The 22,052-nt window shown below is 69.5% G+C and carries 21 protein-coding genes; 15 read left to right on the top strand and 6 right to left on the bottom strand.

All coding sequences use genetic code 11. The features are described 5' to 3' along the window. From OV287_RS45755 to OV287_RS45710, 10 genes are all read left to right on the top strand, one after another. Window positions 1-1,218: a phage tail sheath family protein gene (locus OV287_RS45755; RefSeq protein ID WP_267540368.1), complete on the top strand. Its 1,218-nt coding sequence runs from the start codon at window positions 1-3 to the stop codon at window positions 1,216-1,218. Beyond that, window positions 1,211-1,699 (top strand): phage tail protein, encoded by a 489-nt coding sequence (locus OV287_RS45750; RefSeq protein ID WP_267540367.1) that lies wholly within the window; start codon window positions 1,211-1,213, stop codon window positions 1,697-1,699. Before OV287_RS45755 ends, OV287_RS45750 begins: the two co-directional genes overlap by 8 nt. Window positions 1,700-2,923: 1,224 nt before the next feature. After that, entirely contained in the window at window positions 2,924-3,685 is a 762-nt protein-coding gene (locus OV287_RS45745) for a CIS tube protein (protein WP_267540366.1), read from the top strand. Next, window positions 3,682-5,202: a phage baseplate assembly protein V gene (locus OV287_RS45740; RefSeq protein WP_267540365.1), complete on the top strand. Its 1,521-nt coding sequence runs from the start codon at window positions 3,682-3,684 to the stop codon at window positions 5,200-5,202. The genes OV287_RS45745 and OV287_RS45740 overlap by 4 nt, the downstream gene beginning before the upstream one ends. Next, entirely contained in the window at window positions 5,203-5,541 is a 339-nt protein-coding gene (locus OV287_RS45735; protein ID WP_267540364.1) for a hypothetical protein, read from the top strand. It abuts the gene before it with no gap. Further along, on the top strand, window positions 5,538-5,972 hold the full coding sequence (locus OV287_RS45730; RefSeq protein ID WP_267540363.1) for a GPW/gp25 family protein: 435 nt from the start codon (window positions 5,538-5,540) through the stop codon (window positions 5,970-5,972). Before OV287_RS45735 ends, OV287_RS45730 begins: the two co-directional genes overlap by 4 nt. Next, entirely contained in the window at window positions 5,972-8,563 is a 2,592-nt protein-coding gene (locus OV287_RS45725; protein ID WP_267540362.1) for a putative baseplate assembly protein, read from the top strand. Before OV287_RS45730 ends, OV287_RS45725 begins: the two co-directional genes overlap by 1 nt. Continuing rightward, a complete protein-coding gene (locus tag OV287_RS45720) occupies window positions 8,550-9,065 on the top strand; it encodes a phage tail protein (protein WP_267540361.1) in 516 nt (171 codons plus the stop codon). Before OV287_RS45725 ends, OV287_RS45720 begins: the two co-directional genes overlap by 14 nt. Further along, window positions 9,065-10,126 carry a COG1470 family protein gene (locus OV287_RS45715; protein ID WP_267540360.1) on the top strand — a complete coding sequence of 354 codons (1,062 nt, stop codon included), beginning with the start codon at window positions 9,065-9,067 and terminating at the stop codon, window positions 10,124-10,126. The genes OV287_RS45720 and OV287_RS45715 overlap by 1 nt, the downstream gene beginning before the upstream one ends. Window positions 10,127-10,138: 12 nt before the next feature. Further along, complete coding sequence (locus OV287_RS45710; protein ID WP_267540359.1) at window positions 10,139-10,624, top strand: hypothetical protein; 486 nt, start codon at window positions 10,139-10,141, stop codon at window positions 10,622-10,624. 3 nt (window positions 10,625-10,627) lie between these two features. On the opposite strand, the gene OV287_RS45705 is transcribed toward OV287_RS45710, so the two are convergent. Continuing rightward, entirely contained in the window at window positions 10,628-11,401 is a 774-nt protein-coding gene (locus tag OV287_RS45705; protein WP_267540358.1) for a hypothetical protein, read from the bottom strand. Between the two features lie 155 nt (window positions 11,402-11,556). Here OV287_RS45705 and OV287_RS45700 point away from each other — a divergent pair, with 155 nt between their 5' ends. Continuing rightward, window positions 11,557-12,957: an FAD-binding oxidoreductase gene (locus OV287_RS45700; protein ID WP_267540357.1), complete on the top strand. Its 1,401-nt coding sequence runs from the start codon at window positions 11,557-11,559 to the stop codon at window positions 12,955-12,957. Window positions 12,958-13,023: 66 nt separating this feature from the next. Here OV287_RS45700 and serA read toward each other — a convergent pair whose 3' ends face one another. From serA to OV287_RS45685, 3 genes are all read right to left on the bottom strand, one after another. After that, window positions 13,024-14,274, bottom strand: a complete 1,251-nt coding sequence (gene serA / locus OV287_RS45695) for a phosphoglycerate dehydrogenase (protein ID WP_267540356.1) — start codon at window positions 14,272-14,274, stop codon at window positions 13,024-13,026. A gap of 114 nt (window positions 14,275-14,388) precedes the next feature. After that, on the bottom strand, window positions 14,389-16,068 hold the full coding sequence (locus tag OV287_RS45690; protein ID WP_267540355.1) for a trypsin-like serine peptidase: 1,680 nt from the start codon (window positions 16,066-16,068) through the stop codon (window positions 14,389-14,391). Between the two features lie 145 nt (window positions 16,069-16,213). After that, entirely contained in the window at window positions 16,214-16,591 is a 378-nt protein-coding gene (locus tag OV287_RS45685; RefSeq protein WP_267540354.1) for a SpoIIAA family protein, read from the bottom strand. Between the two features lie 183 nt (window positions 16,592-16,774). On the opposite strand from OV287_RS45685, the gene OV287_RS45680 reads away from it, so the two are divergent. The 3 genes from OV287_RS45680 (at window position 16,775) to OV287_RS45670 (ending at window position 18,334) form a co-directional block, all read left to right on the top strand. Next, complete coding sequence (locus OV287_RS45680) at window positions 16,775-17,101, top strand: hypothetical protein (RefSeq protein WP_267540353.1); 327 nt, start codon at window positions 16,775-16,777, stop codon at window positions 17,099-17,101. Between the two features lie 188 nt (window positions 17,102-17,289). Continuing rightward, entirely contained in the window at window positions 17,290-17,682 is a 393-nt protein-coding gene (locus tag OV287_RS45675) for a hypothetical protein (RefSeq protein ID WP_267540352.1), read from the top strand. A gap of 19 nt (window positions 17,683-17,701) precedes the next feature. Continuing rightward, the gene (locus OV287_RS45670) at window positions 17,702-18,334 is read left to right on the top strand and encodes a hypothetical protein (protein ID WP_267540351.1); all 633 of its coding nucleotides are present in this window, start codon (window positions 17,702-17,704) and stop codon (window positions 18,332-18,334) included. A 46-nt stretch (window positions 18,335-18,380) separates the two neighbouring features. Here the strand turns inward: OV287_RS45670 and OV287_RS45665 are convergent, their stop codons facing one another. Further along, entirely contained in the window at window positions 18,381-20,315 is a 1,935-nt protein-coding gene (locus tag OV287_RS45665; protein ID WP_267540350.1) for a S9 family peptidase, read from the bottom strand. A 334-nt stretch (window positions 20,316-20,649) separates the two neighbouring features. Here OV287_RS45665 and OV287_RS45660 point away from each other — a divergent pair, with 334 nt between their 5' ends. Further along, window positions 20,650-21,201, top strand: a complete 552-nt coding sequence (locus OV287_RS45660; protein ID WP_267540349.1) for a GspE/PulE/PilB domain-containing protein — start codon at window positions 20,650-20,652, stop codon at window positions 21,199-21,201. Window positions 21,202-21,217: 16 nt separating this feature from the next. Here the strand turns inward: OV287_RS45660 and OV287_RS45655 are convergent, their stop codons facing one another. Beyond that, the gene (locus tag OV287_RS45655; protein ID WP_267540348.1) at window positions 21,218-21,904 is read right to left on the bottom strand and encodes a LysM peptidoglycan-binding domain-containing protein; all 687 of its coding nucleotides are present in this window, start codon (window positions 21,902-21,904) and stop codon (window positions 21,218-21,220) included. Window positions 21,905-22,052: the final 148 nt, after the last annotated feature.

The following is a 22,052-nucleotide window of genomic DNA, read 5'->3' as shown; positions in this document are numbered from 1 at the left end:
GTGGCGACGAGCTATCTGACACCCGGTATCTACATCGAAGAGGTGTCCACCGGGCCCAAGCCCCTGGAGGCCGCGGGGACGAGCACGGCGGGCTTCGTAGGCAGGGCCCCCAATGTTGGCGCGCGTCTCCACGAGCCGGTGGCCATCAACAACTGGTCCCAGTTCGTGAAGGAGTTCTGCCAGGGCAAGGACGTGAAGAGCACACCGCTGTCGCTGGCCGTCTACGGCTTCTTCGAGAACGGCGGGCGGCGCTGCTTCGTCGTCAACATCGGCGACAGCCCCAGTTTGCTGGGCAGCGGACCGAAGCGCGAAGGGCTGGACGTGCTGCGCGAGGTGGATGAGGTGGCCATCGTCGCGGCACCTGGCTACACGGACCCGGGCTCCTACAACGCGCTGCTCACCCATGCCGAGCAGATGCAGGACCGCGTGGCGGTGCTGGACGCGCCCGAGGACGCCACCGTCGAGCGGCTGTGCGAGGTGGGCACGGTCTCGGCGCCACCGGCGGGCAAGGAGGGGGAGGGCGGGCCGGGACCACGCCGCTCCCGGGGCGAGCGGGCCCGGGACTCGAAGTACGGCGCGTACTACTTCCCGTGGGTCTCCATGTACGACCCGTTCGATCGGAAGCGGCTGGTGAACGCGCCGCCGTCCGGACACATGGCGGGCATCTACGCGCGGGTGGATGGAACACGCGGGGTGCACAAGCCGCCGGCCAACGAGACGGTGAATGCGGCGGAGGGCCTGGCGACACCGCTGACGCGCGAGGAGCTGGGGGTGCTCAACCAGTGCGGCGTCAACTGCATCCGCTTCTTCCCTCGGGACGGCATCAAGGTGTGGGGCGCCCGGACGCTGTCGAGCGACCCCGAGTGGCGCTACATCAACGTGCGCCGGCTCTTCTGCATGGTGGAGGAGACCATCGGCCAGGGGACGCGCTGGGTGGTGTTCGAGCCGAACGATGACTCGCTCAAGCGCGCTGTCATCCGCGATGTGAGCGCCTTCCTGAGGCGGTTGTGGCGGGACGGGGCGCTGGTGGGCCGCACGGAGCATGAAGCGTTCTTCGTGAAGTGCGACGACGAGACGAACCCGCCCGAGGTGGTGGACGCGGGCCAGTTGATCTGCGTCGTCGGAATCGCGCCGGTGAAGCCGGCGGAGTTCATCATCTTCCGCATCGGCCAGCACTCGGGCGGTGTGGAGCAGACGGAGGAGGTGGCTCGTGGCTGATCCGAAGACGGCGGAGACTCCACCCCCACAGGAGCCGGGTGCCCAGCCGGGAACGCAGGCGGAGCTGCTGCGTGGATACAACTTCAAGCTGGACATCAACGGGGTGAACGAGGGGCACTTCACCGAGTGCTACGGGCTGGAGGTGACGGTGAACGCGCTGCGCTACCGCGAGGGCGGGGCGGGCGCGGTGGTGCGCCGGCTGGCGGGGCCGGTGGCGTACGGGGACGTCACCCTGCGCTACGGGCTGACCACTTCGCGCGAGCTGTGGAACTGGTTCATGGAGTCGGTGAACGGCACGCCGAGCCGCAAGAATGTCTCCATCCTGATGACAGGACCGGACGGACTGACGGAGGTGTTCCGCTGGAACCTGTTGGATGCGTGGCCCTGCGGGTGGAAGGGCTCGGCGCTGGATGCGCTGGGGCAGATGGTGGCCATCGAGTCCGTCACGCTCGTCTTCGAGTCCATCAACCGTGGCGGCTGAGCATGCCGACAAGAGCCGGGGGAGAGCCCTGGTGCGAGTGGTGGCGCGGTGGGTGAAGGATTGGGCGGAGTCCGTCCTGAACGAGCCCACCGTGGAGCCGCCCGTGGAAGACTCCCTCTCCCTCTGGGAGAGGGGAGGGGTGAGGGTCGTCCCGCCGTCGTCCGCGTCGTCCGGGTCCTCCGCGCAAGACACGAGGGGACCGGAAGGGGGAGGCCCACCGGAGCACTGGCAGCGATTGGTGCAATCCACGCGGCGAGGCCCTCCCGCGGACTGGGTGGAGCGCGTGCGCCATGGTGCGCCGCACCTGCTCGTGGGTCTCGATCTGGGGGATGCGCAGCCGCCTCCGCCCGAGGCTCCTCCTGAGCTTGTGCCTCCTCTGCCCCGGGCTCCCGTGGTCCCTCCTCGTCAGGAGCCCGTGCCTGGCGTGGGTGCTGTGCCCGTGCCCTCGTCGCGGCCACGTGTTCGTCTGGCGAAGCCCTCGCCGCCCACTCGCGAGGAGCAGGTGGGCACCCGGCGAGTGCAGCCCTCCGAGCCCCAGGTACCGGCGAATGCGGCCTCGTTCGTGGAGAACGCGAAGAACGTTACGTCCGTGCCCGCGCCGCTCACTGGGCCTCACGCCGCCGAGCTTTCGTCTCGTCCGCTGCCGGAGTCCGGGTCTGAGTTTCCTGTGTCCGGCTCCACGCGCCGGGAAGCTCGGGGTGGTCTGCTCGTTCCTCGTGAGCAGGCTTCCACTCCGATGCCGCGTGAAGGTGGCTTTGCTCCCGCGACATCCCGTACGGGCACGCAAGAGGGCGCGCGCTTCACCCGTGCGCGAGCGCTGCCACTCCGCCCGCTTCCCGAGACCTCTTCGTCCCCGGAGAACCAGAGGCCCACACCCTCTCTCGAGACGCGTACGGTCGAGCGAGGGAACCCGGGGCCGGAGTCTTTCACACCCTCACCCCGTCCCTCTCCCAGAGGGAGAGGGGTGATGGGCGCCGTCCCATCGCCGGTGACGCGGTCCTCTCTGTTCCCGATGCCGGAATCCATTGGCTGGGAGACTTTGCTCCCCCGGGAACTGGTCAGGGCTGAGTCGTCCTCTACTCCCGGCGTGGCGCTCTCCTCGGATGCTTCATCCTCGTGGCCAGAGCCCCCAGAGCTTCCTTCCCCCGAACCCGGCGATCCGCTGGCGGCGCTCCGCGATTGGGAGCGTTTGCGCCGGCTGGATCGCGAGCAGCGAGGTGAGTGATGGAGCGCGTGGCCTTCCTCATCGAGCCCGAGGGCCTCCGGCTGGGCGCACTGCTCAATCCGGAGACGCTCGTGGTGCGCCGGACGGCGGGAGTACGGCCCCGGCGCGCACTGGGCATGCCGCTCACGGGGACGGGACTCATGGACGATCCGCTCCTCTTCACAGGTGGCGGCACCACCGAGCTCAAGCTGGAGCTGCTCTTCGACGTGACGCTGGCGGGCTCCTCGGTGACGTCGGAGGACGTGAGGGACCTGACGCGACCGTTGTGGCAGCTCGCGGAGAACGCGCATGCCGAGGAGGGGTACGGCCGCCCCTCGTTGCTGCGCGTCGTCTGGGGCAAGGTGCTGAACATGGCGTGCGTGGTGGCCTCGGTGGCCGAGCGGCTGGAGCACTTCACCGCCACCGGTGCGCCTCGGCGCTCCTGGCTCTCGCTGCGCCTGTTGCGCGTGGAGGAGGAGGTTGCCCGGCAGGTGGAAGCCCCACGCGCTCCCCCGGGCGGCGTCGGCGCCGAGAGTGAGCAACTGGCCAATCAAGTCGCCGGGAGTCTCCCTCCCGAAGCCTTCGACACCCAGTCGGTCCTCAGTGGTGGGCCGGATCCGGGCTCGGGCCAGCGCCTGGATGAGATCGCCTGGGAGCGCTACAGGGACCCGTCCATGTGGAGGCTCATCGCCTCGCTCAATGGCATCAACGACCCGATGCACCTGGGCACGGGCACGGTGCTGCGCCTGCCGCCGGCCTCGGCGATTCGGGGGTCGACATGAAGTCCGTCCGGGGACTACCCGAGCTGCGGGTGGAGGTGGACGGGACGCCGATGGCGCCCGAGGAGCTGCGCGCCCTGGAGTCGGTGCGTGTGCAGCAGCACCTGTCCCTGCCCGCGCTGTGCGAGCTCACCTTCACGGACCCGCGAGGAGCCCTGGCCACCCGCGGCCTGCCTCCTGGCAGTGCGCTGCGCATCGCGGTGGCCGCTCGGCGTGAGCCGCTCTTCGTGGGAGAGGTGACGGCGGTGGAGTACGTCCATGGGGCCTCCGGAACGCGGCAGGTGCGCGTCCGGTGCTATGACCTGCTCCACCGCCTGCGCAAGCGGCAGCCGGTGCGGGTGCACGCGCAGGTGACACCGAGGGACCTGGCGCGCGAGCTGGTGTCGGACCTCGGCCTGTCCGTCGAGGCCTCCGAGCCTGGTCCACTCTCCCGCCACCTCATCCAGCACGGGCAGTCGGACCTCGAGTTCCTCGTGGAGCAGACGGAGCGCAGTGGCTTGTGGCTGGCGCTGGAGGAGGGCGTGCTGCGCCTGCTGTCGCTGGACGGATACGGGGACCCCGTGCCGCTGGTGATGGGCGAGTCGCTGCTGGAGGCGAGCGTGGAAGTGAATGGGGACCCGGCGTGCCGCTCGGTGTCCTCGGCGGGGTGGAACGCCCTCCAGGGCGAGGTCTACAAGGCGAGCCCCTCCGGAGGCCGCGTGGGCCGGCGAGTGGAGGCCTCGGTGTCACCGGAGCGCGTGGGGGGCAGCGGCGAGCGGGCCCTCGTCAACGAGAACGCCGAGGGCACTGCACACGCCGAGGCGCTGGCCCGGGCGGAGCTGGACCATCGGCTGGCGCGCGAGGTGGTGCTCACCGGGGTGGCGGAGGGAGACCCCCGGTTGCGCCCCGGTATGCGCGTGGACGTGCGCGGCGTGGTGCCAGTGGTCTCGGGCCAGTATGTCCTGACCGCCGTCACGCACACGCTGGATGCGATGCACGGCTTCATCTCCGAGCTGTCCTCCGCGCCTCCACCCCGGCGGGCCCGGCCACGTGCCTCCTCGGTGGTGCCGGGTGTGGTGAGCCGAGTGGATGACCCCGACAACAAGGGCCGGGTGCGCGTCTCGCTGCCCACCTGCGGCGATGTGGAGACGGACTGGATGCAGGTGCTCTGCGCGGGCGCCGGCGCGGGCAAGGGCCTGGTGATGTTGCCGGACGTGGGGGACAGCGTGTTGCTCATCCTTTCGGGGGAGGACCCGGCCCAGGGGGTGGTGGTGGGGGGCCTCTACGGGACGAACGGGCCACCGGACACGGGCATCTCCGGCGCGGCGGTGCGCCGCTTCAACCTGCTCACCCCGGGAGGGCTCAAGCTGCGCTTCAACGACGAGACGCGCACGCTCCGCCTGGAGGACCAGCAAGGCAGCTACCTCCAGCTGTCTCCCGGTGTCGTCCGTCTGCACGCCGAGACGGCGCTCGAGATCGAGGCCCCCGGCAAGTCCGTCACGATCGAAGCCGCCACCATCGATTTCCGGAGGAGGGACTGAATGCGTTGGGTGACCGTGGACGCATTGCTGCAGTGCGCGCACCTGGGCAAGGTCGGCCTCACCCATTCGCAGTCGTGGGTGACCATCGAGGGCCGCCCGGTGCTCGTCCAGGCGGACCCGGAGGGCCGGCCCATCACGGGTTGTCCCAACATCGGGCCCACCATCAAGCCGTGCACCACCACGCTCAAGGTGCAGGCGGGCTACTCCACGTGGATTCGCGTGGACGGAAAGCCTGTCGTCCTCGACATCGTCACCGGGCTCACGGATGGCACCCCGCCGGGCGTGGTGAAGTACCACTGCACCACTCCCGGTCAGCCGTTCGTGTCGGAGGGCCGATGAACGCTCCCCGCTACCGCGCCTGGCGCTTCCTCCACCCGGACCTGGACCTCGTTGGCATCGGGCCCGGCGGCCTGCGGCTGTCGCCCTCGGGTGGCATCGCCATGGTGCAGGAGGAGGCCTCGGTGCGTCAGGCCATCCTCTTGCTGCTGTCCACCGTGCCCGGCGAGCGCGTCATGCGCCCGGACTACGGCTGCGAGCTGCACCGGCTTGTCTTCGCTCCCAACGACGACACCACCGCGGGCCTCGCCATCCACTACGTGCGCCGGGCGCTGGAGCGCTGGGAACCGCGCATCGACCTGCTCGACCTGGACGCCAACCGGAGCGCCGAGGAGCCCTTCCGGCTCGACATCTCGCTCGAATACCGCGTGCGCACCACCCAGCGCACGGACCGGCTGCTCTTTGGCCTCGAGCTCGCGGGAGGGGCCGCCTGATGCCGCTGATCTCACCCAACCTGGATGACCGCAGCTTCCAGCAGCTCCTGGAGGAGGCCCGCAACCGCATCGTGCGGGCCAGCCCCGAGTGGACCGACCTGACCCCGCATGACCCGGGCATGGTGCTGCTGGATGTATTCGCCCACCTGACGGAGACGATGCTCTACCGGCTCAACCGGCTGCCGGAGAAGGCCTACGTCGAGTTCCTCCGCCTGCTCGGCGTGCGGCTGCAGCCCCCGAGCGCCGCCACGGTGCGGCTGCGCTTCAGCCTCGCGCGTCCCGCCACGAGCGTGGTGGAGATTCCTCGCGGCACGGGTGTCACCACCTCGCGGGCCGAGGCTGGAGCCGAGCCCGTCATCTTCCTCACCGCCGAGGCCGTGCGTATTCCCGCGGGAGGCACGGAGGTGGAGGTGCTCGCCTACCACGGCGAGCAGGTGGAGGCAGAGCTGGCGGGAGTGGGTACGGGAATGCCGGGCCTGTCCGTAACGGCGCGCCGCCCGCCCATCGTGGCTCCCACGGGAGATGGCAGGGACCTGATGGTGGGAGTGGAGGCCCTGCCCGGAGAGCTGGACGGGCGCGTGCCGGCGCGCAAGCTGGGGGACAAGACGTACCGCATCTGGCGCGAGGTGGAGAACTTCACCAACCTGCCGTCGGACGAGCCCGCCTACGTGGTGGACCGGATGACGGGCACCGTCATCTTCGCGCCCGCGGCCCGCATGACGGGAGAGGACGGCGCGTTGTCCACGGAGCCTCGCGCCCTGGCGGCCGTGCCGAAGGCGGGCCGGGCCATCATGCTGTGGTACCTGCGCGGTGGAGGGCTCACGGGCAACGTGGCCGCGGGGACCTTGGACACCCTGAAGACGGCGCTACCCGGCGTGAAGGTGACCAATCCCTCTCCGGCCGTGGGTGGCCGTGCGGCGGAGACGCTGGAGAACGCCCTTGTCCGGGGCCCGCAGGAGCTGCACTCGCTGGGGCGCGCCATCACCGCCCAAGACTACGAGCGGCTGGCGCTGCGCAGCTCGGGAGCGGTGGCCCGCGCCAAGGCCTTCACTCAGGCGCAACTCTGGGCGCACGCGCTGCCGGGCGCGGTGGAGGTGCTGCTGGTGCCCTACCTGCCTCCCAACGTTCAGGGCACTTCGGGCGAGGGTGTCACCCAAGAGTCGCTGCGCCAGCACGAGACAGAGGAGGCGCGCTCTCGTATCGAGAGGGCGCTGAACGAGCGGCGGCCCTTGGGCACCACGTGCCAGGTGGGCTGGGCGCGCTACAAGATGGTGCGTGTGCGGGCACGCGTGGTGGTGCACCGGGCGGAGGACCAGGCCGCGCTGAAGCGCCGCTCGCTGGAGCGGTTGCACCAGGCCCTCAACCCGCTGCCCACGAAGCTTCAGCCGGGGGGCTGGCGCTTCGGCCAGTCGCTGCGCGTCTCGCACGTCTACGACACCCTGCTCGCCGAGCCCGGCGTCAGCTACGTGGACCAGGTGCGCCTGGTGGTGGACGAGGTGCCGAAGGACGTGCGCACGCTCACCGAGGACGCCTTCCAGCTCCGCACCTTCTACGCCGGTGGGGGTGATGCCCTCTTCCGGACGGTCTCCGACGCGGATGGTTGGGAGCGCGTGGGCCGCTTCCCCGGAGAGCAGGTGGAGGTGGTGGAGGCCCATCCGCAGCGCGCGGGACTGGTGGCTGTGGCCGCGCGGCTGACGGACGAGCCCCAGCGCTCGCGCATCCATCTCTCGCTGGACAGCGGCGAGACGTGGGAGAGCACCACGCACACGCTGGACCACGTGGAGGACCTGGCGTGGATGGTGCGCGATGGCGTGCCCGTGCTGCTGATGGCCACGCGCGTGGGCCTCTTCGAGCTGGCGGTGGAGGAGGGTGCCACCCCCTTGCAGGTGCTGGTGGACCCCTCGGACCACGACTTGGGCTTCCTCTCCGTGGCCGCCTCCACGGATGCGCGCGGCGGGGTGAGCGTCGCGGTGTCGGGGATGAGCCTGCGCGGCGTCTACCTCTCCAGCAGCGGCGGGCGCGGCAATAGCTTCCGGCACATCGGCCTGCGCAACCAGGACGTGCGCGTGCTGGAGGTGCAGCGCGATGGGCCTCGCTCCTTCCTCTGGGCAGGACTGGCCGCGGCCAGCGGCGCGGATCCGGGCAAGGGGTGCTTGAGCTGGGAGCTGCTCGGCTCGGCGGATCCGCCGGATGGGTGGCGCCCCCTGGACAAGAACTGGGATGGAGGGAGCTGCCTCGCGCTCGCCTTCGATGGGGCCATGGCCTATGCCGCCACACACCGCGCGGGCGTGTTGTGGATGGACGCGAGCCGACGCGAGGCCTCGTGGAGCCGCCCCGGGGTGGACAGCGGCCTGCCCTTGCGTGAGCGCGAGCGCCTCTTCCAACCGGTATTCGCGCTGGCGGCGGCGCCCGGAGGTGGGCTGCTGCTCGCGGGAGGCCCGGCCGGTGTCCATCGCCAGCGCAAGGCAGGGGGCCAGTTCGAGAATTGCTCAACGCAGGAGTTCACGGAGAAGGTGACGCTGCCGCCCACCTGGCTCCTGGTGTCGGGCCCGCATGAGCTCGAGGTGGTGACCGTCGATGAAGCGGAATGAAATCGTCCGGCTGCTGCCCGGCGTCTTCCAGCGGACCCTCCATGAGAATGGTCCGCTGGTGGCGTTGCTGGACGTGATGGAGACGCTGCACGCGCCCTCCGAGGCGTTGCTGGCCGAGCTGCCGGCTCTCTTCCACCCGCTGCGCGCGCCGGAGCGCTTCGTACCCTTCCTGGCGCACTGGGTGGACCTGGGAGTGCCCGTCACCACGGGCTTGGGACGGATGCGCGAGCTGGTGGCCGCGGCGGTGGAGCTGTCGCGCTGGCGTGGCACGGCCCGAGGGCTGCTGCTCTTCCTGCGGACGGCCACCGGGCGCGAGGACTTCGTCATCGAGGAGCAGGTACCCGGCCCCAGTGGGCGTCCCCGGCCCTTTCACCTGCGCGTGCGCGCTCCGGCGGAGCTGGCCGCGCACCGGCCCATGGTGGAGGCCATCATCGAGCGGGAGAAGCCCGCCTACGTCACCTACGAGCTGCACTTCGAGCAGCCCACACCAGGAGCGAGCTGATGCCGCGCGCCTTCGACATCACCGCCACCACGAGCAGCGTGCAGCTAGACGCCTCGGGCCGCGGCGAGGTGTCCTTCACCATCTCCAACAAGCTGGGGACGGGAGTGACCGTCCGGGCCACGGTGGAGCCGGCCGGCAACACTCGCGCCGAGTGGTTGACGTTCGCGGATGGGATGGAGAGGACCCTGTCGCCGGATGGGACAGCGGTCATCCCGGTGCGAATCTCCGCTCCAGCGGGCACGCCGCCGGGCTCGTACAGCTTCAATCTGGTGGCGGCGAGCATCTCCAACCCGGACGAGCACTACGACCGGGGACCCGCGGTTGCCTTCACCGTGCGGGAAGCGGCGGCACCCGTGAAGAAGCCCTTCCCCTGGTGGCTGGTGGCGCTTGCCGCGGGGGGGCTGCTCATCGTGGGGGTCGTGGTGGCCATTCTCTCCTCGCGTGGAGGGGGAGAGGGGCCCGGGCTCGGGGTGGCCTGCGCGAAGAAGGAGCCGCGGTGCGGGAAGGACCTCACCTGCGGCGCGGGCAACGTCTGCATCGGCACGGCGGGCTTCAAGGGGTGCGCGAGCGGCGAGCAGTGCGCCACGGGCCGCTGCGAGGTGGACACCTGTCAGGAGCGCGTGGCCCTGATGGACAAGTGCGACAGCCCGGATGACTGCCAGGAGCCCCTGGCGTGTCACGAAGCGGCCTGCCGGGGGCTCGCGGGGTTCACCGGCTGCGAGAAGCCCGAGCAGTGCGTCACGGGACGCTGCGAAGCGGGCGCGTGCAAGGAGCAGGTGTCGCTGGGAGACACCTGCGACAGCAACGACGATTGCCGCTCTCCGCTGACGTGCTTCCAGGGCTTCTGCCTCATCCCCATGGGGGAGAAGTGCACCCACCCCTCCCAGTGTGTCACCGGCGACTGCAACGGGACCTGTACGCGGGGCGTCGTGCTGTGCCCCAGGTGCCCGCTCGGAACGGTGTGTGTCGAGGGCCAATGCGTGAGGCCGGCCATCATCCGGGACCACCGCCTCCTCCAGGAGATGCAGCTCGAGCCGCGGCGCACGATTCCCACTCCCTAAGGAGCGCGTGCCATGGCCCAGCCCAAGCCCTCCACCATTCTCCTCATCCTGGCGGTGTTCGCCTGCGTTGCGCTGTACGTGCTGGGGGTAGGGCTGGGCGCGCAGGACCACTCCTCCAGGGGCTCCAGTCCGACGTCGAAGCAGGAGCGCGAGCGGTTGCGCGAGCGCTTCGTCAAGCCGCGGCCGGTGGCGGAGGAGGACCTGAAGACGACCGGCTGTGTGTTGTCCGATGGCACCGTGAGGGTGGCGCGGGGGCTGGCGTGCCGGGTGGACATCGCGAAGGCCGGAGCGCGGGTGCGCACGGTGAACGTGGAGCCCCTGTCGGGGAGCCGGGTGGACGTGAGGCTCGAGCCGAAGGGCGGGCCCGCTGTTCCCGCCTCCATTGATGGACTGGGAGAGCGCCGGGGGCTGGACGTACCCGAGGAGGGGGCCACGCTCTCGCTGACGTGTACCCTGGGCGTGGGGAACACCTCCGAATGCCCGGTGAAGCTGCGCTGAGGCTCAAGTAGCGGTGCGCTTGAGCTTGAGCACCCGGAAGATGGAGACGAGCGCGCCGATGAAGAGCACCACGGCCCAGATGAGGCCGAGGATGGCCACGATGATGGCGCCCAGCGCATCGGTGATGCTGACAAGGATGATGGGTACCCAGCCGTGCAGGATGCTGAGGAGGGCGCCGGCCACCAGCGAGGTGAGGAAGAGCAGCACCAGGCCCTTGTTCTGGAGGAAGCGCGGCTGGGCGAGCACGAGGCAGATGCCAGCGGCCACCTTGAAGGCCATGAGGAGGCCGAGCGTGGCGGAGGCACCGCCGCGGTTGAAGAAGCCCCAGATGGCCAGGTAGGCAATGGTGCCGAAGGGTACCGAGGTGAAGAGGGCGATCATGAGCAGCAGCAGGCCGATGGCGCCCACGAGCATGCCGATACCGGCCAGCAGGGCCACGATGGCGCCCACGAGCGATACCACCCCTTGGACCTGACCGTGGACGCGCTCGGGGATGAGGAGGCTGGCACCCATGAGCCCGAGGGTGAGCAGCAGCAGCCCGTCAACGAGCGCGAGGTAGGGGATGCCGAGGCCCGGGGTCGGGGGGTTCTCGCGTTGCATGGCGAGCACCTCCTCGACACTCACATCGTCCTGAGCGCCCTCGCTGCGCAGGTTGGCCTCGATGTCCGCACGGCTGGCGACGGGGCGGGGCAACACGATGGAGGCGCCCACCTCGACGAGGACACAGAGGCCGAGCAACACGAGTGCCGCGATGAACAGAGGTTTGCGCAGCTCCATATGTTGGCTCCCCCCGGCTCGCGCGTGCCGCCATGAGCCGCGCGGAGGATAAGCACGGGGGGCGGGACCGGCCGGGTGTAGGCGATACGTCTGTCCGGGCGCGGACGGGCGGTGATGACTTGCCATGGGCGGGCCCCTGCACTAGTGCTCCCCTCATGGCCGACGTGCTCCCCGAGGCGTTCCTCCGTGCTGTTGCCGATGGTTTCCCCGCGGACTTTCTCACCCGCGAGTCCAGCGAGCTCCAGGAGTACGGGCGCGACTGGACGCGCGTCCATGCCCCTGCCCCGAGCGCGGTCGCCTTCCCGCGCACCACGGACGAGGTGGCGCGGTTGCTGGCCTTGTGCAACCAGTACCGGGTGCCGGTGGTGCCCTCGGGTGGGCGTACGGGGCTCGCGGCTGGAGCGGTGGCCTCGCGCGGCGAGCTGGTGCTGTCTCTTCAGCGGATGAACCGGATGGAGCCGGTGGAGCTGCTCGGCAACACGGTGCGCGTGCAGGCGGGGGCCGTCACCGAGGCCGTGCACCGGCACTGCGCTGAGCACGGCCTCACCTGGCCGGTGGACTTCGCCTCCAAGGGTTCGAGCCAGGTGGGCGGTAACATCGCCACCAACGCGGGCGGGGTGAAGGTCATCCGCTACGGCCTCACCCGCCAGTGGGTGCTCGGCCTGCAGGTGGTGACAGCGCAGGGGCAGGTGCTGGAGCTCAATGGCGCGTTGGAGAAGAACAACACCGGTGCGGACCTGCGCCAGCTCTTCATTGGCAGCGAGGGCACGCTGGGCGTCATCACCGAGGCCACGCTCAAGCTGACGCCGCTGCCGGGCAAGCAGGACGTGTTCCTCTTCGCCGTGCCGGACGTGGCCGCCGTGCTGCGGCTGTTCCGCGAGGCTCGCCGCGCTCCGCTGCTACTGAGCGCCTACGAGTTCTTCACCGACAAGTGCCTGGCGCGTGTGCAGCGCCACCGCAAGCTACGCTCGCCCTTCGAGGCCCCGAGCGGGTGCTATGTGCTGATGGAGGCCGAGGGCAAGGACGCCGCCGAGGTGGAGGGCTGGCTGGGCTCGCTCTTCGAGCGCGGGCTGGTGACGGACGGCACCATGGCGCAGAGTCCCTCGCAGGCCAGCGAGCTGTGGGCCCTGCGCGAGAGCATCAGCGAGAGCCTGTCCGCCACGGGACTGCCGCACAAGAACGACGTGTCGCTGCCGGTGGCGAACCTGGAGGCCTTCTGCTCCGAGCTGGATGCAATCTTCAGCGCGCGTTACCCGGGCTGGGAGATCGCCCTGTTCGGCCACATTGGCGACGGCAACCTCCACATCAACATCATGAAGCCCGAGGGCATGGAGAAGGCCGAGTTCCTCGCGCACACGAAGAAGGCCGATCCCACGATGTTCGAGCTGGTGCGCAAGCATGGCGGCAGCATCTCCGCCGAGCACGGCATCGGCCTGCTCAAGAAGGACTACCTGGCCTTCTCGCGCTCGCCCGCTGAGCTCGAGATGCTGCGCACGCTCAAGCGGGCCCTGGACCCGAACAACATCCTCAACCCGGGGAAGATCCTCGACGTGTAGAGGACCCCCACGGTTTCCGAGTCGCCCGAGCCCGGTTGAAGCACCGGGCTTCGAGGCGCTCCAGGCTCAGGACACGATGCGCGTCTTGATGTCCGTCGTCAGGCCCGCGATGGCATTGCACACCGGGTTGGCCACGTCCTGGTCCAGGTCCATCACCAGGTAGCCGATGTTCGCGTCCGTGCTCAGCACCTGCGCGTGGATGTTGGCATTGAGGTCCGAGACGATCTTGTTGATGTCGCGGAGCACGCCCGGCGTGTTGCGGTGCACATTGAGGATGCGGTGCGTTTTCGGAATCAGCGGCGTCTCCACCTGCGGGAAGTTCACCGCTCCCGTGGTCGCCCCGCTCCTCACGAACTTGATGAGGGACGTGGCCACCTCCTTGCCAATGGACGCCTGCGCCTCCTCCGTGGAGCCGCCGATGTGCGGGGTGAGGATGACGTTGGACAGCCCCTGCAGCTCGGTGGCGAAGCCGTCGCTGTTCGTCTCCGGCTCGGTCGGGTAGACGTCCACCGCGGCGCCGCTCAGGTGGCCCGACTGGAGGGCCTTCGCCAGCGCGGGAATATCCACCACCGTGCCTCGGCTCGCATTGATGAGGCAGCTCCCCTTGCGCATCCGCGACAGCTCGGCCGCGCCAATCATCCACTCGGTGGACGGCGTGGCCGGCACGTGCAGCGTCACGAAGTCCGAGTTCTCCAGCAACTCGTGCAGCGTGGCCGTCGGCCGCGAGTTGCCCAGCGGCAGCTTCGTCATGACGTCGTAGAAGAGCACGCGCATACCCATGGACTCGGCCAGCACGCCTACCTGGGTACCAATGTGTCCGTAGCCGACGATGCCCAGCGTCTTGCCGCGCACCTCGTGGCTGCCCGTTGCCACCTTGCGCCACTGGCCCGCGTGTACCTCGCGGTTGCGGTCCCCGAGCTGGCGCGTGAGCATGACGATCTCCGCGATCACCAGCTCCGCCACGCTGCGCGTGTTGCTGAAGGGCGCGTTGAAGACGGGCACACCGTGGGTGTTGGCCGACTTCAAATCCACCTGGTTGGTGCCGATGCAGAAGGCTCCCACCGCCAGCAGGTTGGGGGCCTTGGCGAGCGCCGGCTCCCACACGTTCGTCTTGCTGCGGATGCCCAGCAGGTGGACGCCTTGAATCCGCTCCTCCAACTCCTCGGGCTTGAGCGCTCCCTTGAGCCGCTCCACCGCGAAGCCCTCTGCCGCGAGCATCTCCTCGGCGGACGCGTGGATGTTCTCCAGCAGCAGGACCTTCAGGGGGCCTTCGATGGACACCGGCGTGGACGGCGACGGGAACTTGGGCGTGCTCATGAAGCACCGCGTTAGACCTCGCTCCCCGAGCTGTCAAGCGTCTACCGCGCCCAGAGGGGGGCCGCCCGCCACGAGGGCGAGCGGCCCGATACAGCCTACGGTTCGCCGTGTGACCTACTGGATGGTGTAGGCCACCGTTCCGCTGCAGGTGTTGCTGGAGTAGCAGCCGGCGCGGATCTGATACGAGCCGGCCGCACTCGCGGGGACGGTGTACGTGAGGTACGACAGGGTGCCGCAGCCGCTGCCGTCGTCGTTGCCGGCCACCTGCGTGCCCGTGGGGCCGTACAGGCGCAGGTAGGTGTCACCCGTGCCGGAACCGCCGCTCACCGTGCAGGTGCCCAGCTGGATGACCTGGCCGGCCGCCGCCGTCACGCTCTGGTTGACGGTGTTCTGCTGGGCGCTGTTGGTGTTGCTGGCGCTGAAGTTGAACGAGCCGCTGGAGCCACCGCCGCCCGGGGTGCCCGGCGTCACCTTCCACACCAGGGTGCCGCCGCAGCTGCCGCTGGAGTAGCAGCCGCCGCGGATGGTGAAGGAGCCGGCCGCCGGCACGGTGTACTTGATGTAGGAGCCACGGCCTCCGCACGAGTCATCGTTGTTGGCCACTTCGGTGCCCGCGCTGTTGGTGAGGCGCAGGAAGGAGTCACCGTCCACCACGGCGCCGTCCACGCCGCAGGTGCCCAGCTCCACCACGTCGCCCGCGGCGAACGTGAGCGTCTTGTCCACCGTGTTCTGCTGGGCGCTGTTGGTGTTGGTCGCGGTGTACGCGTACGAGTTGGCCGGCGGGGGCGGGGGCGGCGGCAGGCCGCTGCACAGCTGCGTGTTGCCGTTGTTCGTCGCGGCGCAGAAGGCGCGGATGGCCGGGTAGACGTAGGTGATGTCCTCGCCGCGGCAGCCCGTCTCGCTGCACACGTTCACCACCCGGCAGCTGCCGCTGGTGACGTAGTCCGTCTCACCGCGCACCAGGATGCCCGCCACCGTGTAGCTGCTCGTCTCGTACACGCCCGAGCCCGAGTTGCCGCCGAAGGTGTCCGTGGTGGCCACGAAGTAGTCCAGCGTGCCCGAGCGCGTGTCACGCACCGTGCCGCCCGAGTCAATCTTGAACGGGATGCCGCTGCCCGAGCCGATGACGGCCACGTTCTGCCCCACCGTCAGCGCGGTGTTGCCCGTGCGCACCGGCGCCGGGGTGAAGCGCGGCGTGGCCGGCCGGTCCAGCCGCAGCACGGCGTAGTCCAGGTTCTGCCCGTTCACCGTGCCCTGCTGGCGCGCCACGATGGAGGTGCAGCTATAGATGTCCGCCGTGGTGACCGTCTGCAGCGAACCCGCCGCGGTGCGGTAGTAGTTGAAGACGAGCCGCGTTTCGGTGCAGGCCGAGGCGCTGGTGACGCAGTGGCCCGCGGTGAGCACCAGGTCGTCGGCGATGAGCGTGCCCGAGCAGAAGGCCGACGTCGGATCATCCCGGAAGCGCTCGGTGGAGCACAGGTTGTAGGCGCTGCCCAGCGCCGCGCCGGTGAAGGTGACGTTGTTGGGGTTGGACGCGTTGAAGTCAGACGGGTTCATCAGCGCCACCGTGGCCTGCTGCGCGCGCAGGCGCAGCGTAGCGTTCGTGTGCGCGTAGACGTCCTGCCGGTTGTCCGTGCCGTAGACGACTTCGCTCTGCTTCTCGCCGAGCTCCGGGGCCGGCACGCCCTGGGCCGCGTCCAGCTCTTCCGCGGGACCACACGCAGCAAGCGTGAGGGTGCACATCAGCGCGCCCACGAGGGGACGTGCGTGCAGCCCGAACCTGGGATGTCGCATGGGGATTCGCTCCTGTCTTCTTAGGGGGTGGGAAAACAAGCCAGACGGGGAAGTCCAGCGACCCCATGATGCCCCAAATAAACCCCATCAGGTAAACTGTTTGATGGGTGCGTGACGGAGCGAACGGCCCGGGGGGCGGGGCGGGCTACTCGTCGTCGGGGTTGCGCAGCCAGGCGAGGGCGGCGTCGCGGGTCTCGAAGGTGCGCGTGGGGATGGTGAGCATGGCCTTCTTCGTCATGCGCCAGGCCTGAAGGCCAGAGGCGGCATCGCTCACCACGCGCGCGGAGCGCTTCATCCCGTGGAGCTGTGCGAAGGCGTTGAGGCTGGCCATGGTGGCCACCATCTCCGGCGGCATCACGCGCAGCTGCCCCTGGTCCACCAGCGCACTCCAGGGGCCGCCAATGCGAACGATCGTCTCACGGATGCGCTTGAGGTAGTCCGACACGTCCTCCGCGCTGGGCTGCGGTGGGTAGACGACGTCGATGATGCGGTCTGCCTCGTAGACGGTGATCTGAAAGGGCATGTGTTGCTCGGTGCTCGCGGACGCGCAGGCGGGGGGCCGGCGCGGGCGGCCGCACTCTAGCCTCAGAGCGGCCCAGGTCGAAAACCCCTGTCAGCTCTTCGGGCCCCATCCGTCTTTGGGGGCTGGACCGGAACCGGTACGCCAGAGGGGCGTGGCCGTGGTCTCGGCCGGAGAGGGGGAGTCATGAACACGAAGCTGTATGTGCTGGGCGCGGTGCTGGGGACGGCTCCGGCCCTGCTTCCGGTGACGTGCTCCTCGTGGGCACCTCCCGGGCAGAAGCGGGAGGACGAGTCGCGGGGTGGGACGTCGCGGCCGACGGAGCGGTTCATCGGCGGCAACGGCGCCGAGGTCCCGTTGTCCACGCAGGAGGCTCCGGGCCTGGAGCCCGGCGTTCCGTCGCACCCGTGCGAGCTCATCACGGTGATGCAGGTGCCGTGTGAGCCCACCGCGGCCACGTGCGAGTACACCTACTGGCAGTGCCCTGAGAGCGTGAAGCCGCTCAGGGCCTGAGGGTGCCAAGGGGGGGCGCCTCCAGGGCCCGGCGGCCTGCCTGTCCTGCTCCCGGGTGGCCGGGCCGCGGGGATTTGGGGCGTGGAGCTTCTTGGCGCCCCTCTTCCCGGGTTCCTAGCTTCGCAAAGGCGCCGAGCCTGGCGCGTGCCAGGCCGGGCCAAGCCAGGGAGGTTCCGATGAGGACGCGCGTGATGGTACTGGGTGCGGTCGCGCTGGCGGCGGTGCTGGGCGGCGCGGGCTGCGCGGGGACGAAGGAGGCGAAGCAGGACGTCGAGTCCGCGGTGCCCGGCCTCTCGCAGAAGGAAGAGGGCGTGGTGACGAACGTGGACAAGGACGCCCACCGCATCGCCGTGAAGAGCGTGAGCGAGCCGGCGGCACAGGAAGTGTGGTTCGCCCTCACCGTGGACACGAAACTGGAGCGCGACGGGCAGATCGTGACCTGGGATGACCTCTCCGAGGGCACGCCGGTGCGCGTCAGCTTCGAGCCAGCCACGGGCGCCGAGAAGGCCTACAGGGTCGAGGTCCTCACGGGCCTGGAGGCCGATGAGGTGAGAAAGAAGGCCGAGCTCCTGGGCCAGTAGCACCCGGGTGGGAGCCGGAATGAAGTGGGTAGGGGGAGGGGCGGTGCTCCTCGCGCTCTGCGTGGCGAGCACCGCGGCGCTGGCGGCGCCCTGGTCCAACCTTCGCGAGCTGTCCGTGAGCGCGGGGGGCGGTGTGGAGGGCTATACCCTGGACCTGGCGCCGCGCATCGACCCGGGTGTCACGTACGGGGTGGCGGTGGGCGTCGTTCCCCCCAAGCTGCTGGGCCTGCTGGATGTGGGCCTGGAGGCTGGCTACTCGGGTGCGGTGAACGGGCTCGATACGCGGACTCCGCAAGCCTCTGCGGACGGCGTGAAGTTGGTGCGCCATGGCGCCTACGCGGTGGCCACCGTGGGACTCTTCCCCTCGGTGGTGCGGCCCTATGTGATGGGCGGCCTGGGCATCAGCGTCTACAACATCCGAGGCACCGTACGGGGCCTTGGTGATGACTTCGTGGGCAACATTCCGCTCGGAGCGGGAGTGCGCGCGTCCTACAGGAGCCTCACCGCCGACGCGCGCCTCAGCTACAACGTCCTCTTTGATCAGCGCTACGCCACGGGAGCGCCCGTGAGCAACGTGGGAGACCCCCCGACCCTCACCATCGGGAGGGCGGGCCGCTACTCCGGCACGCTGAACCTCGGCATGGCGTGGTGACGGCCCGGCCCGCCGGCCCGTGAGGACCGGCGGGGACTCGGAGACGTCAGTTCACCGGGGCGGGGCCCGCGGCCTTCAGGTGCGTGTCCAGGAAGCCGCGCATCCGCGAGTAGGCCTCCACCTCGTTCTTGCGCTTGGTGAAGCCGTGGCCCTCGTCCGGGAAGATGACGTACTCCACGGGGACGCCGTTCTTCTTCACCGCCTCGACGATCTCATCCGACTCGGGTTGGATGACGCGCGGGTCATTGGCACCCTGGAGGACGAGCAGCGGCTTGGAGATCTTCTCCGCGTGGAAGAGGGGCGAGATGTCGCGCAGCATCTGCTCCTGCTTCGTCGGGTCACCCATCTCCTTGTAGAGGGCCTCGCGCTGGCTCTCCCACCAGGGCGGGATGCTCTTGAGGGTGCGCAGCCAGTTGGACACGCCGAAGACGTCGATGCCCACCTTGAAGGCGTCCGGGTGGAAGGCGAGCGCGGCCAGCGTCATGTAGCCGCCGTAGCTGCCACCGGCGATGCCAATGCGCTCGGCGTCCACGTAGGGCAGGCTGGCCAGGTACTTCTTCGCCTCGACGCAGTCGAGCAGCGGCTCGCGGCCGTGCTTCTGGTCATCCGCGGTGAAGAAGCTCTTGCCGTAGCCGGAGCTGCCGCGGTTGTTGATGCCCAGCACCACGTAGCCGTGGTTGACGAGGTACTGGATCATCGGCGAGTAGCCCTTGCGCGTCTGCCCACCGGGGCCGCCGTGCACCCAGACGATGGCGGGAGCCTTGGCGCTGGCGGTGGCCTGGTGCGGCTTGTAGAGGATGTTGGGAATCTCCATCCCGTCAAAGGACTTGAAGCGCACCACCTCGGACTCGGCGAGGTCCTGCGCGTCGATGTCCCGGCTCATCGTGTCGGTGAGGCGGGAGACCTTCTTCGTGCCGAAGTCGTAGACGTGGAGGTTGGACGGGGAGCGGTCGCCGTTGTGGTAGAAGGCCATCCGCTTGTCGCTGTCGGAGATGCGCACCGAGGTGATGTCGCCCGCGGGGAGCTGCGGCAGCGCCAGGGGCTTGCCGGCCTTGACGTCATGCACGCGGATGACGGTGCGGCCGTCCTCGTTGAGCGCGGTGACGCGGTAGCCGCCCTTGCGCGAGAAGTAGGTGTACATCACGTCCCAGTCGGCGCGCTCCACGTCCTCCACCTTGCCGGTGGCCAGCTCGTAGCGGGCCACGCGCTTGAACTCGGAGCCCTGGTCCGTGAGGAAGTAGAGGGCGGTGGAGCCCGGGTCGAAGGTGCTCGCGGAGAAGTCCACGTCACCCTCGTGCGGGGTGATGTGCTTCATCTCCTTCGTCTCCACGTTGTAGAGGTGGATGTCCGTGTCGTAGTTGGTGCGCGGCTTGTCGAAGGCCAGCCACTTCCCGTTGGGCGAGACGTCCGCGAAGTTGAAGCCCTGGTCGTTCTGGTAGACGAGCGTGCGCGCGTACGTCTTCGCGTCGTAGCGGTAGAGGTCGAAGAAGCGTGCATCGCGCTCGTTGGTGAGGACGTAGAAGGCCGAGTCGTCCTCGCTCCAGGCCGCGAAGAAGGCCTTGAGCTTCTCGCCGGGCGTGAGGTCGCGCTCCTTGCCGTCCGGGGTGCGCACGTAGAGGTGGGTGTGCTCGTTTCCTCCCTGGTCGCGCGTGAAGAGGATGCGCTCGTCCTTGGGGAAGAAGCCGACGGAGAAGGTGGAGTCCGTCTTGGACTGGGTGAGGGCCTTCGCCTTCCCACCGCTGAGGGGCAGGGTATAGGCGTTGAAGATGCCGCTCTCGTTGGAGGAGAAGAGGATGCGCTTCTCGTCCGGGGAGAAGGAGGCGCCCGCGAGCCTCGTCGTCGCCATGAACTGCTCGACGGTGTACTGCTTCGAGGGCCTGGCGCCGGCCTGGGCTGGTGCCGTCTTGGGCGCCGCGAGCGCGAGGGTGGGCACGAGCGTGGCCGCCGCCAGCACTCGGAAGAGGGTGGACCTGAGCTGCATGGATTCTCCGCGTTGAAGAGGAATCGCCCGGAGCGAGGGAGGCGCTCGGGGCGGGTGCACCTTTGCATGGTGACGAACACCCTACGAGGAGCCGTCATCCCGATTTCCCGCTGTCCCACCCCTGAATTTCTTGCCGCATTCCGGCATGGCACCGCGGGACGGGTTGGCCAACCCCTTGGATTCCATGAGGTGGGGGTTGGCATGCGATGCGCAATGGAAAGGGCCCGGGTTGGGTGTCGGGGGTGGGTTGGTGGGATTGGGGCTGGGAGCGCTCGGGCGGGTTGGGTGGTGGGGGGGTCGGGGGGCGCCCGAGCGCGTGTAGTTGTTGGGGCGTGTGGCGTGGGGGGTGGTCGTGGGCGTGCGGCGGATGCGGCTGGGCGAGCTGTGGGTGGCGAGCGGGCTGTTGGCGTCGGCGCAGGTGGAGACGGCGCTCGCCTTTCAGGCGCGGTGGCGGTGCAGGTTGGGGGAGGCCGCAGTGCGGATGGGACTGCTCGGGCCGGAGCAGCTGCTCATCTCGTTGGCTCGGCAGCTCCAGGTGCCCTTCATCCGCCGCGAGGGCCTGGAGCGTGTACCGGAAGGCATGGTGCGCTGCGTGCCGCCGCGGGTGCTCGAGCGCCTGCGGATGTGTCCGTTGCGGGTGGAGTGGCGTGACGAGGGGCGGGGCACCGTCTACGTGGCCACCAGCGAGCCGGGCAACCTGAGCCTGCTCGACGACATGGCCTTCGCCACCGGCTGCACGGTGCGCCCGGTGCTCGCGCTCGCCGACGACATCGAGCACCTGCTGCAGCGCCTGGGCATCCTGTCCACGCGCGCCCGCGCCATCGAGCTCAATCCCGAGGACGCGCACGTGCGCCTGCGCATCACCCGGGACTACTTCGCCGTGTAGGTCAGCCGTGGCTCCGCTACCCGCCGAGCACCTGGAGGGCGCGGGCGTAGTAGGCATCGCGGCTGGCCTTGCCGTTGTAGCCGCCGTTCACCCGGTAGGTGATGGCGTCGAAGTTGCCCGCGTCCGCGTAGCTGTTGAGGTGGCGGTTGTTCCAGTACCAGGCGGCGGTGCGGAAGCCCACGTCGGGGTCCGCGGCACGCGTCGGATTGTTCTCCAGGTCGATGCCCAGGGCGCGGCCCGCAGCGCGGTAGTTGGCGCGGCCGCTCAGCTGGATGGGGCCACGGCCCTTGAAGCGCACGCCATCACCCGGCTGCGTGTTGACCAGGTCCGCGCGGCCCTCGTAGGCGGCGCCGGAGGCGAGCTGCTGGCCCACCTGGATGAAGTTGGGGTTGGAGATGCCGTTGGCCTGGGCGATGGCGCCTACGCTGGTGCCGTAGCGGGAGGCGATGCCGCTGAGCGTGTCACCGGGCCGCACCGTGTAGCGTCCCCCGTTCCCATTGAAGCTGTCCGAGGAGGTGGAGGGGTTGCCGGCTGCCGGCCGACGCGGTCCATCGAAGCCGTCGGGGACGACCAGGGTCTGACCTGCGAAGATGCGGTTGGGGTCCCGGAGGTTGTTGGCCTTCGCCAGTGCATCGATCGAGGTGTTGTACTTCCGGGCCAGCGCGCTGAGCGTGTCGCCCGGCCGGATGGTGTGCACGGCCATGATGAACCCCGTAGATGTGGAGCGTCCGGGGTAATTGTCGCACGCACGCTTCTTGAAGTTACGTCTCCCCTATCATTTTGGATCACCCGCCCTCCTGCCCCCCAGACCAGCGCCGGGCCGGCGGCTTTCGCCAAGGGAAGGGAGTGGA

This window comes from Archangium lansingense, assembly GCF_026626635.1.
GTDB classification, from domain to species: Bacteria; Myxococcota; Myxococcia; order Myxococcales; family Myxococcaceae; genus Archangium; species Archangium lansingense.
This window is presented reverse-complemented; position numbering and strand designations above follow the sequence as displayed.

What these genes read in the sequence shown, in the direction of transcription:
- OV287_RS45745 (WP_267540366.1), top strand. Translation starts at nt 2,924, where the DNA reads ATGGAGCGCGTGGCCTTCCTCATCGAGCCCGAGGGCCTCCGGCTGGGC.
- OV287_RS45740 (WP_267540365.1), top strand. Translation starts at nt 3,682, where the DNA reads ATGAAGTCCGTCCGGGGACTACCCGAGCTGCGGGTGGAGGTGGACGGG.
- OV287_RS45735 (WP_267540364.1), top strand. Translation starts at nt 5,203, where the DNA reads ATGCGTTGGGTGACCGTGGACGCATTGCTGCAGTGCGCGCACCTGGGC.
- OV287_RS45730 (WP_267540363.1), top strand. Translation starts at nt 5,538, where the DNA reads ATGAACGCTCCCCGCTACCGCGCCTGGCGCTTCCTCCACCCGGACCTG.
- OV287_RS45725 (WP_267540362.1), top strand. Translation starts at nt 5,972, where the DNA reads ATGCCGCTGATCTCACCCAACCTGGATGACCGCAGCTTCCAGCAGCTC.
- OV287_RS45720 (WP_267540361.1), top strand. Translation starts at nt 8,550, where the DNA reads ATGAAGCGGAATGAAATCGTCCGGCTGCTGCCCGGCGTCTTCCAGCGG.
- OV287_RS45715 (WP_267540360.1), top strand. Translation starts at nt 9,065, where the DNA reads ATGCCGCGCGCCTTCGACATCACCGCCACCACGAGCAGCGTGCAGCTA.
- OV287_RS45710 (WP_267540359.1), top strand. Translation starts at nt 10,139, where the DNA reads ATGGCCCAGCCCAAGCCCTCCACCATTCTCCTCATCCTGGCGGTGTTC.
- OV287_RS45705 (WP_267540358.1), bottom strand. Translation starts at nt 11,401, where the DNA reads ATGGAGCTGCGCAAACCTCTGTTCATCGCGGCACTCGTGTTGCTCGGC.
- OV287_RS45700 (WP_267540357.1), top strand. Translation starts at nt 11,557, where the DNA reads ATGGCCGACGTGCTCCCCGAGGCGTTCCTCCGTGCTGTTGCCGATGGT.
- serA (WP_267540356.1), bottom strand. Translation starts at nt 14,274, where the DNA reads ATGAGCACGCCCAAGTTCCCGTCGCCGTCCACGCCGGTGTCCATCGAA.
- OV287_RS45690 (WP_267540355.1), bottom strand. Translation starts at nt 16,068, where the DNA reads ATGCGACATCCCAGGTTCGGGCTGCACGCACGTCCCCTCGTGGGCGCG.
- OV287_RS45685 (WP_267540354.1), bottom strand. Translation starts at nt 16,591, where the DNA reads ATGCCCTTTCAGATCACCGTCTACGAGGCAGACCGCATCATCGACGTC.
- OV287_RS45680 (WP_267540353.1), top strand. Translation starts at nt 16,775, where the DNA reads ATGAACACGAAGCTGTATGTGCTGGGCGCGGTGCTGGGGACGGCTCCG.
- OV287_RS45670 (WP_267540351.1), top strand. Translation starts at nt 17,702, where the DNA reads ATGAAGTGGGTAGGGGGAGGGGCGGTGCTCCTCGCGCTCTGCGTGGCG.
- OV287_RS45665 (WP_267540350.1), bottom strand. Translation starts at nt 20,315, where the DNA reads ATGCAGCTCAGGTCCACCCTCTTCCGAGTGCTGGCGGCGGCCACGCTC.
- OV287_RS45655 (WP_267540348.1), bottom strand. Translation starts at nt 21,904, where the DNA reads ATGGCCGTGCACACCATCCGGCCGGGCGACACGCTCAGCGCGCTGGCC.